The following is a 17,556-nucleotide window of genomic DNA, read 5'->3' on the forward strand; positions in this document are numbered from 1 at the left end:
GTCTAGCTCTCGCTACCTTTTTAACATCAACACTCAGTCTATTGCGCGTTGGTATAAAGGTAGGTTTAAAAGCCGCAATATACTAATACTTAAGGGCTATAACTTTGATAGGTAAAAACGATGACATGTTGAATGCACTGATAGACAACATCTTAGCAATGCATTCAATGAGTAGATTATTGGACTCTAAAGTTATCTCAGTAGAGAATCTTGAATGGCAATGAACTCTGAAGCCACATCTTTCAATGCGTTAGCGGTTAATTGAGGAACGCCCAATACCACAACGTGGCAGTTATAGCGCTCAGCGACATGTTTGACCAACAACTCAAAATCACCGTCTCCAGAAAGCAGAATTATAGTATCCACTTCAGAGGCTTTTTCCATGATGTCAATGGTGATACCCACATCCCAATCGCCTTTGGCGCTGCCATCCGAGCGTTGAATATAAGGCTTGAGCTTAACTTCAAAGCCTATGCCTCGAAGGATATGGTGAAACTGTCGCTGCTTTGGATCATGACTGGCTATGGCATAGGCCTGCGCTGAAGTGATTTCGCCATACTCCATCGCCAAAGCCCAAAAGGCGTTGTAATCAAAGTTACGACGATACGCATCTCGGGTGGTGTAATAGATGTTTTGCACATCCGCGAAGATGGCGACGCGCCTTTTAGACAGAGCTTGATTCATATTTGATTGATATCTCTATAGATTAAGTCTGAGAGTATACGTGACTTAGGCGGATTATCTAAGGCTAAATATGATACTCAAGAGGCGGAACGTCTGCGCAGTACTCAAGGACTTCACTAAGATCGCTGATACTCATTGCCCCTTCTGCGCTCCATTTAGGCGATAAAGGATTTGGACGATAGTGAAGAGTGGTAATGTTCGCTGCTACTCCCGCGCGAATGCCTTGCAGCGTATCGTCGACAAACAGGCACTCTTTAGCACGAAATCCCATTCGCATCGCCGCATACTGGATAAGATCGGGTTCGGGCTTCCAACTATTTGCGTCAAAAGCACTGAACATCGCGCCCTTGAAATAATCAGATAAACCACTGATTTCAAGTGTGTATTCTAGCTTGCTGCGAGGTCCGTTCGACACAACACACACTTCAATACCATGTTGCTTGAGGGTATCTAAAACTTTGACTGCGTTCTTGCACGGTCTAAGTTGGTCTTGAAACAAGACCCTTGTTTTTTCTCTGTATAGAGGCTCGAGTTCGTCTATATCGACTTTAACACCAAGACGTTGGCTGGTTTCCACTAGGATATCTGCGAGCTTGCCACCGTTAAAATGACTGAGTGCTTCGTCCATACTCAGCTGGGCGCCATAGCAGTTAAAGACACTGACCAAGGCTTGGCAGCATAACTTTTCGCTATCAACCAGCGTACCTTCACAGTCAAAAATCACACACTTCATCGGTTCGCTTTCCATAGCATCTAATTGATTCTGTTTACGTTTATAACCAATAAGTGGTAACAAATGGGAAAGCAGTACTACTTACTGTTAACTACGCCCCTGTTTGTTTGCGATAAACCGACCTAGATCACTAAACGTAAGTAAATGTGTGTAAAAATACCGGGCAGCTTTGCGCGCCTTGATTCATTTCTGTATCAAAAAGGTTCAAAATGGCGGCCACCTCAACGTCTTGGGCTAGGTCACTTTTAAGTAAAAGGTCTGAAACCAATACGATCTCTGAGCTATTTGAGACGATGCATGCCCCTACTACCTCTGAGCCTTCAAACCCTAGACACAATGAATGAGCACCTTGGTCATCAAGAATAATCTGAGCTAAAAACTCTTGTAAGAACTCTCTTGATGCTTCAGGTATGTCGCTGTGCGATGCCATAAAGCGCGCAAAAAGTACCGTAAGCTTGTGAAAGTCAGCTCTCAACCACTCAGTAGTACTCACTGCTTGATTTAAGTCGTTAGATGCGGATTCTAGCGAAGTAATCTCACTGAACTTTTCCATAAGGTCCAGGTAACACGCTTTTCCTAAGACACTTTCTCTCGTTGGGTAGGCCACATCTATCTGAGACAAAAGCCACTGAGTCTTTTGCTGCTGTAAATGCTCTACATTAGATGTCGGCGCTGGGTTACTCATAATCATGCTCATTTATTGATTTTGTATAAGGATACACACGGATCTAGGTGTGAACAATTCTTTATCAAACAATCGCTTATTTAAACAAGATTGCCGGTATGTGTTAGACTCTACTCTATTCAATACCCTGTTTAATTTCTCGGAAATCGCAATGAAGAAAATAGCTCTATTGGCTCCACTCCTTGCCCTGACTCTTTCAGGGTGTGGCAAAAATGAAGTTGGTGACGTATCCCTTGGCTTTTTTACACTTAAAGACATAAAAATATCCAATTTGGATGACGAGAAAATTCCAGGGGTAACGTGTCATATTGCCTCAGTTGAAGCGAATTTAAGCTTATCTGACCCTAGTGACAGCTCAATATCTTGTCGTCAAACCGGCGATATAACACCTGAAATGATCGCTTCAATCGACAAAAGTAAATCTGGTGAAGTGGTATTCAAACAATCGAAAAGTGTGTTCTTTAAAACGATGAAGGTCAGACGCATCTATGACGCTGAAAACCAGACCCTTCTCTACTTGTCTTATACGACTAAAGAGACCGACGGCAGTTTCAAGCATAGTCTTTCTACAGTGCCGTTATGGGATACATTAGCCTATCAATCTGCGGACGGCGTTCCAGCTACCTTGCCAGAATCCGACTCAACAACGTCGAATGACGTAACTAAGCCTCAGACGGTAGGCGACGCTGCTTCTAAAAACAGCGAGGTTGTTTTTTAAATCATCAGTTAGGGTTCAAGTGCCTAGAATTTAAGCGCCCTCGCTCATATGCAGAGTAAACCCTGTGGTATACTCTGCTCATCTTCCTTTTACATTACCCCATTATGAAGTTTCCTGGTCAAAGAAAGTCTAAACACTACTTCCCAACCCATTCGCGCGACCCATTGGTCAATCAGATCCGTCAGACACCTAAGCTATCAAGGCCTACTGTTGTTGGCGTGGGACAAACCATTGTTGATATTGAAGCTCGAGTCGATGATGAATTTTTGACAAAATATTCTTTGAGTAAGGGACACTCATTAGTTGTCGAACAGGAAGTAGCAGACGCACTCTACCAAGAGCTTGTTGAGAAGGGCTTGATCACCCACGAACACCCTGGTGATACCATAGGTAACACGCTGCACAACTACTCTGTTCTAGCAGACAGCAAGTCTGTGCTGTTGGGCGTCATGTCCAAGAACATCGATGTGGGAAGCTACGCGTATCGTTACCTTTGCCGCACCTCATCTCGCGTTAACCTGAATCATCTTCAGCGTGTTGATGGCCCTATTGGTCGTTGCTACACATTGATCACCGACGATGGCGAGCGTACCTTTGCTATCAACGAAGGCCACATGAATCAGCTGCTTCCTGAAAGCGTACCTGAAAATGTGTTCGAGAAAGCCAGTGCCCTAGTGGTTTCTTCTTATCTAATGCGCGGTAAGCCAGAAGACCCAATGCCTAAGGCGGTTCAGCGCGCTGTTGAACTGGCAAAAGAAAACAACGTACCTGTAGTGCTAACTCTTGGCACCAAGTACGTTATCGAGGGTAATGAAGACTGGTGGCAAAACTTCATCAAGGCCAACGTAACGATTGTTGCGATGAACGAAGAAGAAGGTGAAGCGCTGACCGGTGAGAAAGATCCCCTGCTTGCGGCTGATCGAGCATTGGAATGGGTAGATCTCGTTCTATGTACCGCTGGCCCTGTCGGCTTATACATGGCGGGTTACACCGAGAACGACAAGAAGCGTGAAACCGAATTTGCCTTGCTACCTGGCAATATTCCAGAGTTCAACAAATATGAGTACAGCCGTGCGATGCGCTTTACTGACTGTAAAGACCCTATCCGCGTCTACTCTCATATCTCGCCTTACCTAGGCGGACCTCTTGAAATCAAGAACACCAATGGTGCAGGTGACGGTGCATTGTCAGCACTGCTTCACGACATTGCCGCCAACGGTTATCACAAGAAGAATGTGCCTGCGTCTGAAAAACACAGCGCCTCATTCCTCACTTATTCGTCACTTTCGCAAATATGCAAATATGCGAACCGAGTAAGTTACGAATTGCTCACTCAGCACTCTCCTCGCCTGTCTCGTTCTCTCCCTGAGCGTGAAGATAGCCTTGAAGAAGCCTACTGGGATAGATAACACAGTTTCAAATGGGTGATATTGTTGATATCACCCTACCTCTGCCTACTAACAAGACTTAATGGACTATGAAAAAAATAACTCAAATAATTAGCCTAGTTTTCGCCTCTTTGCTGTTACTGACTGCATGTAGCGAAAACCCTGAACCTCAACTGAACACGCACTACTCTCAGTTGCCAAACGATATTAGCGATCTTGTGCAGCAACCTGTAGTCGAAGTGTTCTCTCTTACTTGTGGGCACTGCCTGCAGATGGAAAAGTTCATCCCTGAAATTGAAGAAGGCATTGGTCAATCTGTTGGTAAGGTACACGTTACCTTCAATGAGAGTGCCCAAGCTGCCGCTATGTTTTACTACGCTGCAGCAATGCAATCTGAAACGGGTAAGCCTGACGAAGGTATGATGACAGCGCTGTTTAATGCGTACCATGCCAATGCCGAGTTACCTGCAGAAGAGAGAACTCAATTACTGATTAACGCTTATACAGAGCGCGGACTGGTTTCTCCCTACGATCTAGACGAAGGGCAGAAGCAACAATTGCTTGAAGAAGTGACTAAAGCTGTCGATATTACGGGCAAGGGCTTGATCAACTCTGTTCCTACCTTTGTAGTAAACGGCAAGTATATGGTCATCACTTCAGCTCACAACGATCTGCCATCTATTGTTAACACAATCAAATACTTAATTGCGAAAGGATAACGACACTAATGTCTAAGTTTTTATTCCCTGCCATCATAGCGGTTTTGGCTGCATTCATGATCTACAGCATTTGGTCAAAAAATAAAGCGGGCCAAGAAAACTTCGCTCTCGGCCAAGCCTTCTTACAAGATAACGGCCAACGTGACGAAGTCATCACCACTGAAAGCGGTCTTCAGTATGAAGTCCTTGTTAAGGGTGACGGCGAGACTCACCCAGCTTCAACTGACACAGTTAAGGTGCACTATCACGGCACACTTATCGATGGTACCGTGTTTGATAGCTCAGTTGATCGCGGCGAACCGATTGAATTCCCTCTTAACCGTGTCATTCATGGCTGGCAAGAAGGCCTGCAACTGATGGTTGCAGGTGACAAGTTCCGCTTATACATCCCAAGCACGCTTGCTTATGGTAAAGACGGTACGGGTCCAATCCCTGCGTCATCAACATTGATCTTCGATGTCGAGCTCATTGAAGTAAAGTAAGACATTAAAAAGGGCTGTCGATGACAGCCCTTTTACATTCTAATGGTTTTATCTTTCGAGAACTAAACCGCCTACTCTGTAAACGCCGCCTCATTCACTGGTTTAAACACAAAGCCAGAATCTGTCACTAGATAGCAATCCATACCTGCAGCATGTGCTGCCTGTAAGCCTAATAGCGTATCCTCAAACACCACACATTCAGTAGGTTGGCATTGCATGTTTTCAGCCGCCTGCAAAAAGGTATCTGGGAATGGTTTATGATTATTCACCTCTGTAGCGGTCACAACCGTATCAAAATAATCAAATACGCCACGAGCCTTTAACAGATCATGAGCACTGTCACGCTGCGCTCCTGTGCCTATCGCCACTTTCTTAATTTGCATCTGATCTAACAGCACCTGATGGGTTATGCCGATCAATTCACCCTTAGCGTCATTGCTAGCAAACTGAGACATTTTAAAGCTAGAAACCTGCACCGGATCCAACTCTAAGCCAAAGCGACGGTTTACTTCCAAAACAATCTTAGGGCTTGGCATACCCCCTAGGCTGTGAAGCCATTTAGGGTCAAAATCAAATCCAAACTCTCTAGCCGTCTGCTCCCACGCGGCAACGTGCGCTGGCATGGTATCAATCAGGGTGCCATCCATATCAAATATAATACCCTGATATTGTTCAAGTTTTGGCTGCATCCTTGGTCTCTCTTAATCTGTTAACGGTAACTATATTCACACCATAGCAGACTAAAATGACAAAACAATGCCATTTCGTTGACCAAACGACTCTTGCTTCAATTTTTGCCGATTACGGTTTGTCTATCCAACCGGCAACAGTTTGCACAGGCACAAAGTCTTTAGGCTTAGTTAACCACACAGCGACAGCATCTATTTGTGCAACGGGCTGTCGATTGTTTAGTGAGAAGCCCCATTTACCGGCAGCATTCTTCTGCTGTTTCTCGATAACAACAAAGTCGTGCTTGAGAGTTTTACCTCGATTTTCACCTCGCTTAACGGGCGTGATTTCGTTCATAGCTAACCAAGCAATGTGCGCTGTGTATTGCTCATCACCTGAAAAAGTGACAGTGTAATTATATTTATCTCGTTTTAACTGTAGCTGTGTGGCACTCGCCGCTTCAATATCTGGAAGCGTTCTGGTTCGATAACTGAAAAACCCTTTCCACTCTGCACCATTTACCACAAAGCCTGGAGTATAAACGCTGTCAACAACACCATAGCTTCGATACAGCCTCTGCTTTTGACTGTAAGACGGGTGAGCAAAGCGGTCTTTCCAGCCAATATAATCCCAATAATCAACGTGGTAGGCTAAAGGAATATAGTCGTCCCACAATGTGTCGGTTTCGGTATATTGAGAAAGATATTGATCCGCAGGCGGGCAACTAGAGCACCCTTCCGATGTAAAGAGCTCAATGACATAGGCTGGTTTTCCTTCGTGAGTCCAAACCTGAGCTTGCAGTAAGCTAGGCACCATCATGGCGAGTAATAGTGTAAAACGCATCCGTGTACTCCTACTAAAAGGGTTGTTTATACCAATCACACTAAGTAAGTGATCAGAAATAGCGCAGGAAAAATGCTTGAGAACAAGGCAGAACTTTTTGATAAGTAGTTATTCTACAATCAAAAATTCTAACGCCGTTATCGAGCATTTTAACCAGCTAGAATGAACAATTATTTAGTACGATTGGTATTACAGACCTGAGCTATGCCTATTCTCTTTCACTGTTTTAACTGTGCTAACTTATTAACAGGACCTCCAGCAGAGATAGAAGATAGATGTGTGGACGATTAAACATCACAGATGATCCTTTAGCGCAGTGGATATCAGACTCTCTGGGTCTTGAGTTTCATCCCTCGACAAATCACGATGTGCGCCCTACCCAGTCGGTTGGGGTCATTGCATCTACTCAGTCCCATCTTAAGCAGCAACAAATGCATTGGGGTGTTCAACCAAAGTGGTCGAAACAACTCATCATTAATGCTCGCTCAGAAACCATAGAGTCTAAGCCTACCTTTAGAGAAGCGTTTAATCACAATAGAATCATAGTGCCGTGCAGCGGTTGGTATGAATGGGTCACCACAGAATCAGGAAAACAGAAATTTCAGTTCAATCCAGTCAAAAGTTCACAAGGGTTCTTAATGGCAGGGTTAGCTATGGGCAATGGTCACTTTGTTACCCTTACCACAGAACCCAATAACGAGTACGCCTGTTATCACCATCGAATGCCCCTACTGTTTGACGTAAAAGGGGCTTTGCAATGGGCTAGCGATCCTCATCAGGCGAAAAAACTACTCACTATAACCACCCAAATCCCTTTTGTGGCCAAAGCCGAGCCCATTGAACCTATGCAAAACCTTTCCCTTTTCTAGATACAGCATGCACAAAAACGACAGAAGTAATTGTTTTTTAAGTGAGTTTGTACAAGAATCGTTAACAGGTATACACAATTGTTAAGAGAACTCAAATGAAAGGAATCATTTTTACTGAATTTTTAGACTTGGTAGAGAATCACTTTGGACTTGAGGTGTTAGACCAAGTATTAGAAATGTCTGAAGACCAAGGCATCTATACCTCTGTAGGAAGTTACGACCATAAAGACCTAGTTAAACTGATCGTAAACCTCAGTAAAACATCAGATGTACCAGCCGATCAATTGCAGGAAGTGTTTGGGGAATCTGTGTTTAAGAAGCTACTAGCAACCATGCCACCAGCAGCGGCAGTGGCACAAAGCACCAATAGCTTCGAGTTCATTCGACACGTAGAAGATTACATCCACGTTGAGGTTAAGAAACTCTATCCCGATGCAGTCCCGCCCTCATTTGAGTTTATTTCAGAAAGCGAAACAGAGCTTGTATTAAATTATAAGAGTGCTCGTTGTATGTCTCATGTATGTCTTGGGCTAATTAAGGGTTGCGCCAACCACTTTGAGCAAAAGCTAGATATCCACATGAAGCCACTTAATGAAACGGGAAGTGAGGTTCGCTTCAATCTCACTCTTGTTAGCTAACCCCAGTTTGGTGAGTAATTGGCGATGACAGATCAAAGCGTTGATATCAGACTGATTGAACGAAAGCTTGCGCGAGAGATGGCTTCGCGTAGGCAAGCTGAAAACTTGCTCGAACAAAAAAGTCTTGAGCTGTTTGAGGCCAACCAAAAGCTTGAACTTGCCGTAGCGCAATTGGAGAAATCTTCAGCGCAAGACATTTTGAAGCTTGAGTTCCAACAGCAAATCGACTCACTACTCATCTATTTTGGTCGCGCCTTTCTCGACCATCATTTAGATGACGTTTTGCTGTCTAATCTTGTCGGTAAGGTGTGTGATACCACGCTGGTAAGGGCGTGTTACCTTGAACTTAAACCCAATCTCAATCTTGGGTTAAAGAAACCCTTTTATGGATCTGAAATCAAGGTCGAACCGAATAGCCTTAAGCTGCAATGGCGAGGCTCACAGCTGGATATACCGCTTATCGTCAATAGAGAAAAGATTGGTTTGCTGGGTCTCAAGATCCAAGACACTGAGCAAGACAATCAATTTATTGAGCAGCCGCTAAGGCTGATCGCCGACCTGCTTTGCAGAGCGGTAAACCGGCAGCAAATCATCTATCGCAATATCGAATCGCGCAAAAAAGCAGAACAATCAGAGCGCGCCACTCGTGATTTCCTTGCCATGATAAACCATGAACTTCGCACGCCTCTTAACGGACTGCTGGGCAGCTCGGAGCTTCTGCAAGATACTAAATTGGATGAACATCAAAAAGAGTTGGTCGAGAACCTATCTCAATCAGGCGAGTTTTTGAGGGTGATTATTAATGATCTCCTTGATTACAGTAAGATCAATGCGGACATGTTTACCCTACTTCCTCGTAAGTTTGAGATTAAATCCTTACTTAAGACGCTTTCTAGTATTTTCAACTCTAAAGCGCGAGAAAAGTCTCTCAGCTTTATCGTCAATGTCTCCGACAAGGTGCCAAAGGCGGTTGAGGGTGATATGGAGCGCATCACGCAGATCTTCGTCAACCTTATTGGTAACGCCGTTAAGTTTACCGATGAGGGTTCAGTTACTCTAAACCTAGACTGGCACAGTGACAGTTTGCAGTTTGAAGTGATTGATACGGGTATCGGAATCAGCCCCAACGCTCAGAAAAAGCTGTTCCAGCCTTTCACTCAAGTAGACCGTTCCAGTAAACGAAACTTCGAAGGCACAGGTCTTGGACTGGCTATCTGTAACCAACTCATTCAATTGATGGGCGGCTCGATTAAGCTTGAGAGTACTATCAACGTTGGTACCACCTTTACCGGGAATATTCCTCTAAGTAAGGTCGAACAGCTCGCCAGCGCTGCCAAAGACCCAGCTAAACAGCTGAACAAGTTGCTACCTAAGCACCTTTCAGTGTTAGTGGTTGATGATATTCGCATGAACCAAATCATCATCAATGAAATGCTCACTAAGCTCAATATCAAGCCCGATATTGCCAATAATGGTGTCGAAGCTGTGACTGCAGTTCAAAACAAAGCGTACGACATGGTGTTGATGGATTGTCGAATGCCAGAAATGGACGGTTTTGAAGCCACCGGAAAGATTCGCGAATTAGGAATGAAAATGCCTATCATCGCGTTAACCGCCAGCACCACATTAACGGAAAGAGAACAGTGTTTTAAATCCGGTATGGATGACGTTCTAACCAAACCTTATCGGTCAGCAGACATTCAAAACATGCTCGTGAAATGGTGCCATAACTAACGCCTCATAGCATCCTCATACAGGCTCACATTGCGTGGGCCTTTTTTTTGTTATTAGTCCCTACTTTTCTAAGAAATCCCAGTTCTCAATTTAAGAATTCTCATTTCTCATTTTGACATCCCACACTAAGCCATTGTATTTGTTGTTTTTATTTTTTGGCACGGTTCCTGCTATCTACTAAGTACGCTCACTGAAGCGATTCTTAAACGGAGAAAACATCATGGAACTACGCAAAATTGAATCAAGTGAAAACCTACTTACTCTAGCGGTATTTGGCGACTTCAATGCACAAGCAAGTAAAGAAGCTCAGCTTTGTATTGATGATGTACTGACAGACGATGATCACCCTCAGATCGAAATCGATTTGGAGCATGTGGACTTCATGGATACATCAGGCATTGGCGCCATTGTCTACCTCTACAAACGCCTAGTAGAAAGCGATCGCAACATGAGCATCAAGAATGTCCATGGACAGCCTCAAAAAATGATGGAACTACTGCGCATTGGACAAGCGATTCCATTAACCACTCAAACAGCAGAGCTTGAGCACTGATCGCTATTCACATGGAAGTGAACGGCAATTAATAGGGAATCAGGAGAGAAAAGATGAAATGGACTACCCCACTTAAAGCAGGCACTACATTACTAGCAGCATTGGTAATGGCTGGTTGTTCAAGCTACCCAGACGAAGGCCAAGGCGGAATGGGTGAATACACCGCTATGTCTGATTTCTCTCCCGTATTTCCTGAGGAGCCACTAGGCCCAGAACACGGACTACGCTTCGACTTTCATTTAGCTCGCTTGCAACTTGATAGCCTTATTAACCAAGGCGCTGAATGGTGTTTCCCTGCATCGGTCGTGCAAGCAGAAACCAAAGAAAAACGCATTGCACGAGAACTAGAAGGGGGTCTTCTTCTTGATGCTGCCAACGACATCGTCATTTTGAGAAAGAATCTAAACAAACTGGAGCTACAACTAGATTACGTCACTAGCGAAACAGAGTGTGTACCACCGTCGCAAAATGCATCATTTCAAAGTGATAAAGCCGTTATTACGCAGCTCGTTGACCTACTTAACGTAGACAATCAGTTTGCAGTGGGCTCTACCGAGATCAACCCAAAATACATGGGTCACCTTGCAGAGGCAGCTGGCATTTTAAAGCAGCACAAACATCTAAAGCTCAGCGTTACTGGTCATGCTGATATGGCAGGGTCCGTTGAGTACAACGAAAAATTGGCAATGGGACGTGCTAAACAAGTTGAACGTTACCTTGTGATATTTGGTTTAGAAACGGCTCGCATACAAACCCTTTCTGTAGGTGAAACCCTACCCCTTACCGATGGCGATACCCCAGCAATTCGCCTAACCAACCGTCGCGTTAGCATAGATATTGTGTCAACTAATGCGCAAGGAGGCGGCTATGAACATCTTTAAGGCTCTACTTATCCTAATGGTCAGCATCAGCTTTTCTGTATTTGCGAAACCCGTTCAGATTGGTGACCTTGTTCAGGTCAACCTTCCAGGAGAAGCGTCTCTTAACAAAGGCTTTCAGGTGGACAAATCAGGACGTATCTCACTTCCAGAGGTGGGCCCTACTTATGTAGCCGGTTATGAAGAAGACCAGCTGCAAAAAGTGGTTAAAGATGCACTAAGCAAGGTGTTTCGCGACCTGTCCAACGCCAGCATTTATGTTGCAGAGCGCCAAATTCTGCTCTCTATTCAAGGCTATGTTCGCTCACCAGGGGAATATACCCTACCTGAGTCATCAACAGTGCAAATGGCGCTGTATGCGGCAGGCGGTATTCGCCCTGGCGCTCAGCTTAATAAGCTACACATCAAGCGTGGTAGCGAGACCAAAGAATTCAACTACAAAAAATTCCTAGATTCTGGCGATGATTCCACTTTGCCAAAGCTTAAATCTCTAGACACTATCTTTGTGCCAGCCTCTCCTATGGTAGGCAACATTGAGCAAGAGTTTGACGCTGCTAAACTTGCTAATTCGGGAGACAGTGGCGATTCACGCAAAGCAATTAAGGTGTTTGGTGAAGTAAATGCTCCCGGTTCTTTTAGCTTCAAAACAGATACAGACCTTGTTGACATCATCATGCGCTCTGGTGGTGTGACTCGCTACGCAAGTGTTGAACAGATTCGAGTTATCTCGGACAACAGCCCTACTACGTTCAACCTTAAGCGCTACCTAGACAGCGGTGACGACTCAATGTTGCCCAAGCTAAACCCGGGTTCAATTGTGTTTGTTCCTAAGATGGAAGAAGAAATCAAGTCAGGCGCTAACATGGTTTATGTGATGGGCGAAGTTGCAGCTCCAGGCGCATTTGAAAGTAAACCAGGCGCTACCTTTATGGATATCCTTGCCAATGCAGGAGGTCCAACTCGCTTTGCTGAGTCTCGTCAAATTCGTCTAATCAAGGCCAACGGTCGAGTGATCAGATTTGATCTAACCGCATTTACTGAAGGTATTGTCGGCGTACGCCCACCGGCCATTGAAAACGGCGACGCTATCTTTGTTCCAGAAAAAACTGACATGAATGAAAAGTCTTGGCTGAAAGTATCACCAGATCGCGCGGTAAACATCATTGGTGAGGTAGTTCGCCCAGGACGTATCGAATGGTCTGATGAAATGGACTTGATGGACCTGCTTGCTCATGTGGGCGGCCCTACACTGCGCGCTGATACCACTACAATTGAAGTGGTAGACAGTGAACGCAAAGTACAAGTCTTTGATTTGGATGCCTATATCCGCAATGGCGCTAAGAGATCGCAACTTCCAAATATCTCAGCTGGTTCAATTGTGCGAGTTCACGACTTGCCTCAAGACCCATCAGACAATAAATCACAGTGGGTACGTCAAAAATCAGAAGCCTCTATCTACGTGTTTGGCCAAGTCAATGCTCCCGGTCGCTACCGCTTTACCAAAGAGATGCATTTTCTAGATATTCTATCTGCAGCAGATGGTCCTACAGGCGAAGCAGACATTCACAACATTCGCATCACACATCGCGATAAAAGCTACTCTCGCGTAAGCAAGCTAAACCTTTCTCTTTACTTTGAAACAGGCGATGAATCACTGCTTCCTGTAGTAAGAACGGGCGATACTATCTACATTCCAGAGAAAGACAAAAACTGGCTAGACCGCTCTAAAGAATCAACCGTTCGCGTACTTGGTGCGGTAAATAACCCAGGTCGCTACGTGTTTGACGACAACATGACCATCTTAGATTTACTTGCAGAAGCGGGTGGTCCAAGTGAACAAGCCTACCTTGAGAAAATCAGTGTCGTAAACATGTCTTGCTGCCAAAGCCAAGCTCGAGTCTTCGACCTTGTTGATTTCAGCAAAACAGCCAACTTCAGAAAGCTTCCAGTAATTCGCGCGGGAGACACTGTTTACATCCCTCACCAAAGAGAGAGCTTGATGGAAAAAGCGCGAAGTGGACTTGATGATGTGTTGAAGATTGCCACTACCATAGTATTGATAGGAGCGTTGTAATGAGCATTAACCGTCTACACCCAGAGTTAGAGCAGACGTTCCTTAAGCTTGAGTTGGCAAAAACGCGCAGCATCTGTATCACTGGCGACAAGCCGGGTTGTGGTGTCACTCGATTTGCTTCAATACTGGCGGAGCACTACATGCTAGCGGGTTACAGAACCCTGCTGGTGGACCTGAATCTGGATAACCCCGCTTTTGAGCCTGCGTTGTTATCTTGTAAAACCGAAGGAGACTGGATCTCAAACACAACCACAATGCAGTTGTTTACTGGAGTCTCGGTACCTACCACGCAGTCAGAACAAATCGCCTTTCGCGACCCAAGAGCCCTAAGCCAAAAGATGGAGCATTGGCTAGCCGATTATGACCGAATCATAATCGATGTAGGCTCCCTTAATAGTCATCAATCTGAGTTGCCAAGTGCAGTCATAGCTAATGCTTGTGAGGCCACCCTTTTGGCTGTTACAGGTGGCGCAACTAGCAAAGAAGAGTTGTCAAACGCTCTTAGTTACCTGAGTGACGCCAATGCTAACGTATGCGGCATCATCATTAATCAATATTCACAACAGACCTTATCCCAACAGCTATTGAACATCATTGACCAACGAAAATTCATACCATCATTAGTTAAACGAACACTTCAAAACGTCATTAAAAGCGCGCCAATACTGAATCACACCGTGTGATCACGTAAATAGTGTGAAACAAAAACTAGAAATAATGGGCGATAAAAGGAATACTAAATGTTAAGACGCTTTTTACACTCTCTTTACAAAGCCAGCCCTTTGCAACGTACAGAACAGATACAGCAAGAAAAGGAAGTCATTGTCGTGCCAACAGAACAACTTATAGATAACGCAGTTATAGAGCAGATCATTAGCGACACCAGTATCGAAATTCTTCCGTTACTTATAGACAGTTATTTGGAAGAATCGCAAGGACGCTTAGAGATCATCAACAAAGCAATAAGTGAAGAAGACTACCAAACATTAGAGTTTGAAACTCATACCTTAGCAGGTACGTCGCTTGCCATCGGCGTTGCAGCACTGGGCAAGTTGGCAAAATCGGTCGAACAGTCTTGTTTGCAACAAGATCATGCGGAGGCATTAAAAAACGGTGCCTTACTCAAAGATTTGGCAATTCAGTCACAACAAGCATTGCAAAGCCTTAAAGAAAGCCTATAAATTAGTAAGTCATTGGTTTAAAAGGACGTTTCATGGAACCAAAAGTGCTACTAGTCGAGGACTCCAACTCACTAGCCATACTCTATAAGCAGTATGTAAAAGACGAACCCTATGATCTCTTTCATGTAGAGACAGGCAAGGATGCCAAGCGATTCATAGAGCACCATGCTCCGCAATTAGTCATTCTGGATCTCAAACTCCCCGACACTACCGGAGAGGAAATCCTTGATTGGATCAAGGAACACGAAATACCTACCTCAGTGATCATCGCCACTGCCCACGGCTCAGTGAATACTGCCGTGAACCTGATCCAAAAAGGCGCTGACGACTTCCTAGAAAAGCCGATTACCGCTGACAGGTTAAAAACATCGGTTGCCCTGCATCTTAAACGTACCAAATTAGAAAACTTGGTCAATAAGCTAGAGACTAAGTTTGATCGCCCTAACTTCCACGGCTTCATTGGGTCTAGCTTGCCTATGCAGGCGGTCTACAAGATCATTGAATCTGCGGCCCCGACTACTGCCAGCGTATTTATCAACGGCGAGAGCGGTACCGGTAAAGAGGTGTGTGCTGAAGCGTTACACAAACAGAGTAAACGGGCAGACAAACCCTTTGTCGCCCTCAACTGTGGCGCGATTCCAAGAGATCTGATGGAAAGTGAGATTTTCGGTCACGTTAAAGGCGCATTTACCGGCGCTACCACCGACCGCAAAGGCGCGGCGATGCAGGCTCACGGCGGCACATTGTTCCTCGACGAATTGTGCGAGATGGAACTGGAGATGCAGAAAAAACTTCTGCGCTTTTTACAAACCGGCAGTGTCACCCCGCTAGGGGGTAGCAAAGAGTTAAAAGCGGACGTGAGAATCATCTGCGCCACCAATAAAGATCCCTTGAAAGAAATAGAAGCGGGACGCTTTCGTGAGGATCTCTATTATCGCGTACATGTTATCCCTATTGAACTGCCCGCTTTGCGCGAGCGAAACAAAGATATCGTCACGCTCGCTAAGCACTTCGTAAAACTGTACTCAAAGCAAGACGGCAAGGGCTTTACTGGATTGTCTTCAGAGGTAGAGTCTATCCTTAAGGCTTACCCTTGGCCTGGCAATGTTAGACAGCTGCAAAATATTATGCGAAACGTGGTTGTACTCAACGATGGCACTAAGGTTGAAGCAAACCAGCTTCCACCACCACTTAACACTGTCAACCCAGCTAAGCTTGCAGTGCTAGCCACGCCAGCAGCAGTAGCAACACCGACTCCTGTTACTGTGCAAGCCCCACCTGCAGCAAATGTAGAGCCCGCAGTTACCGAGGTCGCCTCGCCTACTGAACCACAACAAGCCCAAACAACTGTGAGTAGCGAATCATCAGCTACATTTGCAGTAAGGCCCATGTGGCAAGTGGAAAAAGAAACCATCCAAAACGCCATTAAGGTGTGCGACGGCAATGTTTTAAATGCCGCTGTCATGCTTGAGCTCAGTCCATCGACTGTTTATCGCAAGAAACAACAGTGGGAAACCGAAGATGACTTGCAAGTCAGCGAGTGATCCCACCAATCCTCAAGAGGTATGGCTGTTATTAGACAGCCTTACCTTTGGGGGCATTGAAACCCATGTATTGGAACTGGCGCGAGGCATCGCGTTTTACAAAGTGCCCTTACGAGTCCTTATACTTACTCGCTTTGATGAACCATCGGCTATCATCGCTAAGCTTGAAAAGCACAACATTCCCTACAGTTACCTACACACACTACTCGATGATGAAAATCATCACTCGTTAGTTAAGCAAACCCTTCAATTGCGAAAGGCCATTGCTCAATTAAAACCCATTACAGTGCACGCTCATGGCTATAAAGCCAGTATTGTCAGTAAGCTCGCGGTAAAAACTACCACAGAACAAACAAAGCAGATCAGCACCTACCACGCAGGTGAAGTGCCCAAAGGAAAGGTTCGCCTATACGACTGGCTTGATCGCTACAGCTCCTTGCTATCCGATCAGAGCCTATGTGTGAGCCCAGAAATACAAGCCCGCCTTCCCGTTAAGAGTTTGTTTCTGAACAACTTCGTTTCTACAGAAGGTTCTAAACAAAGCGAAGGTAAACAGATAGCCTTTGTGGGACGTTTAAGTGTTGAAAAAGGCCCTGACCGCTTCTTAGATCTCGCCGAGCAGCATCCTGATGAATCTTTCTATTTGTATGGGGACGGTCCTTTAAGGGAAGGGCTGCAGGATCGCAAAGTCACTAACGCAGAGTTTTTAGGATTTCAAAAGAACATGAGCCAATGCTGGGAAAATATTGGTTTATTGGTGATATCTTCTCGCTATGAAGGACTGCCTATGACAGCGCTAGAAGCGATGGCGCGAGGTATCCCAGTGCTGACACTCAATATCGGCGCGTTAGAAAGATTAATCGACCACGGCCATAACGGATGGATAGCCGATAGCACAGAAGAGCTGGCGCTGTTACTAGACGAATGGCTTAACAGCACCGAAAGCGAACGAGAAACGCTAGCAGAAAATGCCAAAGAGACCATAGAGTCACAGTTTTCCACCGAAGCCGTAGTGCCTCAGATCCTTCCCCTTTATTCTAAACATCTCATTCTTTCTTCGTTTGCTTCGAGATCGGTCGACGAATAAGTTTGAGAAATTGCGATTAACAAGGGCAAAACCTCTCGCCGTCATTCCCTTGAAAAGGGAATCTGCTTTTCGGTTTA

Annotated in this window: 18 protein-coding genes and 1 pseudogene; 14 read left to right on the forward strand and 5 right to left on the reverse strand. The window is 45.1% G+C overall.

Annotation, left to right across the window (positions count from 1 at the left end):
• Positions 1-192: 192 nt before the first annotated feature.
• From OCU35_RS15985 to OCU35_RS15995, 3 genes are all read right to left on the reverse strand, one after another.
• Complete coding sequence (locus OCU35_RS15985) at positions 193-684, reverse strand: LabA-like NYN domain-containing protein (protein ID WP_261826534.1); 492 nt, start codon at positions 682-684, stop codon at positions 193-195.
• A 64-nt stretch (positions 685-748) separates the two neighbouring features.
• Positions 749-1,432, reverse strand: coding sequence for an HAD-IA family hydrolase (locus tag OCU35_RS15990; protein ID WP_065599174.1), 684 nt, complete (start codon positions 1,430-1,432; stop codon positions 749-751).
• Between the two features lie 115 nt (positions 1,433-1,547).
• The gene (locus OCU35_RS15995) at positions 1,548-2,102 is read right to left on the reverse strand and encodes a hypothetical protein (RefSeq protein ID WP_261826535.1); all 555 of its coding nucleotides are present in this window, start codon (positions 2,100-2,102) and stop codon (positions 1,548-1,550) included.
• A gap of 151 nt (positions 2,103-2,253) precedes the next feature.
• On the opposite strand from OCU35_RS15995, the pseudogene OCU35_RS16000 reads away from it, so the two are divergent.
• The 4 genes and pseudogenes from OCU35_RS16000 to OCU35_RS16015 form a co-directional block, all read left to right on the forward strand.
• Positions 2,254-2,742: pseudogene (locus tag OCU35_RS16000) on the forward strand (CreA family protein); the annotation flags it as partial.
• A gap of 182 nt (positions 2,743-2,924) precedes the next feature.
• Positions 2,925-4,229, forward strand: a complete 1,305-nt coding sequence (locus OCU35_RS16005) for an inosine/guanosine kinase (protein WP_102322365.1) — start codon at positions 2,925-2,927, stop codon at positions 4,227-4,229.
• Between the two features lie 68 nt (positions 4,230-4,297).
• Positions 4,298-4,927 (forward strand): thioredoxin domain-containing protein, encoded by a 630-nt coding sequence (locus OCU35_RS16010; protein WP_102322364.1) that lies wholly within the window; start codon positions 4,298-4,300, stop codon positions 4,925-4,927.
• Between the two features lie 8 nt (positions 4,928-4,935).
• Entirely contained in the window at positions 4,936-5,409 is a 474-nt protein-coding gene (locus tag OCU35_RS16015; protein ID WP_017032231.1) for an FKBP-type peptidyl-prolyl cis-trans isomerase, read from the forward strand.
• Between the two features lie 71 nt (positions 5,410-5,480).
• On the opposite strand, the gene OCU35_RS16020 is transcribed toward OCU35_RS16015, so the two are convergent.
• Positions 5,481-6,098: a beta-phosphoglucomutase family hydrolase gene (locus OCU35_RS16020; protein ID WP_017243300.1), complete on the reverse strand. Its 618-nt coding sequence runs from the start codon at positions 6,096-6,098 to the stop codon at positions 5,481-5,483.
• Positions 6,099-6,210: 112 nt separating this feature from the next.
• Positions 6,211-6,921, reverse strand: a complete 711-nt coding sequence (locus OCU35_RS16025) for a DUF1223 domain-containing protein (RefSeq protein WP_017032229.1) — start codon at positions 6,919-6,921, stop codon at positions 6,211-6,213.
• Positions 6,922-7,196: 275 nt separating this feature from the next.
• Between OCU35_RS16025 and OCU35_RS16030 the strand changes: the two genes are divergently transcribed.
• The 10 genes from OCU35_RS16030 (at position 7,197) to OCU35_RS16075 (ending at position 17,479) form a co-directional block, all read left to right on the forward strand.
• The gene (locus tag OCU35_RS16030; protein WP_102322362.1) at positions 7,197-7,790 is read left to right on the forward strand and encodes an SOS response-associated peptidase; all 594 of its coding nucleotides are present in this window, start codon (positions 7,197-7,199) and stop codon (positions 7,788-7,790) included.
• 95 nt (positions 7,791-7,885) lie between these two features.
• On the forward strand, positions 7,886-8,428 hold the full coding sequence (locus tag OCU35_RS16035) for a heme NO-binding domain-containing protein (RefSeq protein WP_261826536.1): 543 nt from the start codon (positions 7,886-7,888) through the stop codon (positions 8,426-8,428).
• Positions 8,429-8,452: 24 nt separating this feature from the next.
• Complete coding sequence (locus OCU35_RS16040; protein ID WP_261826537.1) at positions 8,453-10,162, forward strand: ATP-binding protein; 1,710 nt, start codon at positions 8,453-8,455, stop codon at positions 10,160-10,162.
• A 220-nt stretch (positions 10,163-10,382) separates the two neighbouring features.
• Complete coding sequence (locus tag OCU35_RS16045; protein ID WP_017243303.1) at positions 10,383-10,715, forward strand: STAS domain-containing protein; 333 nt, start codon at positions 10,383-10,385, stop codon at positions 10,713-10,715.
• A 53-nt stretch (positions 10,716-10,768) separates the two neighbouring features.
• A complete protein-coding gene (locus OCU35_RS16050; protein ID WP_261826538.1) occupies positions 10,769-11,596 on the forward strand; it encodes an OmpA family protein in 828 nt (275 codons plus the stop codon).
• Complete coding sequence (locus tag OCU35_RS16055) at positions 11,583-13,667, forward strand: SLBB domain-containing protein (RefSeq protein ID WP_390209016.1); 2,085 nt, start codon at positions 11,583-11,585, stop codon at positions 13,665-13,667. Before OCU35_RS16050 ends, OCU35_RS16055 begins: the two co-directional genes overlap by 14 nt.
• Positions 13,667-14,350, forward strand: coding sequence for a P-loop NTPase family protein (locus OCU35_RS16060; protein WP_102542617.1), 684 nt, complete (start codon positions 13,667-13,669; stop codon positions 14,348-14,350). The genes OCU35_RS16055 and OCU35_RS16060 overlap by 1 nt, the downstream gene beginning before the upstream one ends.
• Positions 14,351-14,407: 57 nt before the next feature.
• Positions 14,408-14,848, forward strand: coding sequence for an Hpt domain-containing protein (locus OCU35_RS16065; protein WP_102494130.1), 441 nt, complete (start codon positions 14,408-14,410; stop codon positions 14,846-14,848).
• A gap of 32 nt (positions 14,849-14,880) precedes the next feature.
• Positions 14,881-16,392: a sigma-54-dependent transcriptional regulator gene (locus tag OCU35_RS16070; protein WP_261826539.1), complete on the forward strand. Its 1,512-nt coding sequence runs from the start codon at positions 14,881-14,883 to the stop codon at positions 16,390-16,392.
• The gene (locus tag OCU35_RS16075) at positions 16,370-17,479 is read left to right on the forward strand and encodes a glycosyltransferase family 4 protein (RefSeq protein WP_261826540.1); all 1,110 of its coding nucleotides are present in this window, start codon (positions 16,370-16,372) and stop codon (positions 17,477-17,479) included. The genes OCU35_RS16070 and OCU35_RS16075 overlap by 23 nt, the downstream gene beginning before the upstream one ends.
• Positions 17,480-17,556: the final 77 nt, after the last annotated feature.

It is taken from the genome of Vibrio breoganii (assembly GCF_024346795.1).
Taxonomy (GTDB): Bacteria; Pseudomonadota; Gammaproteobacteria; order Enterobacterales; family Vibrionaceae; genus Vibrio; species Vibrio breoganii.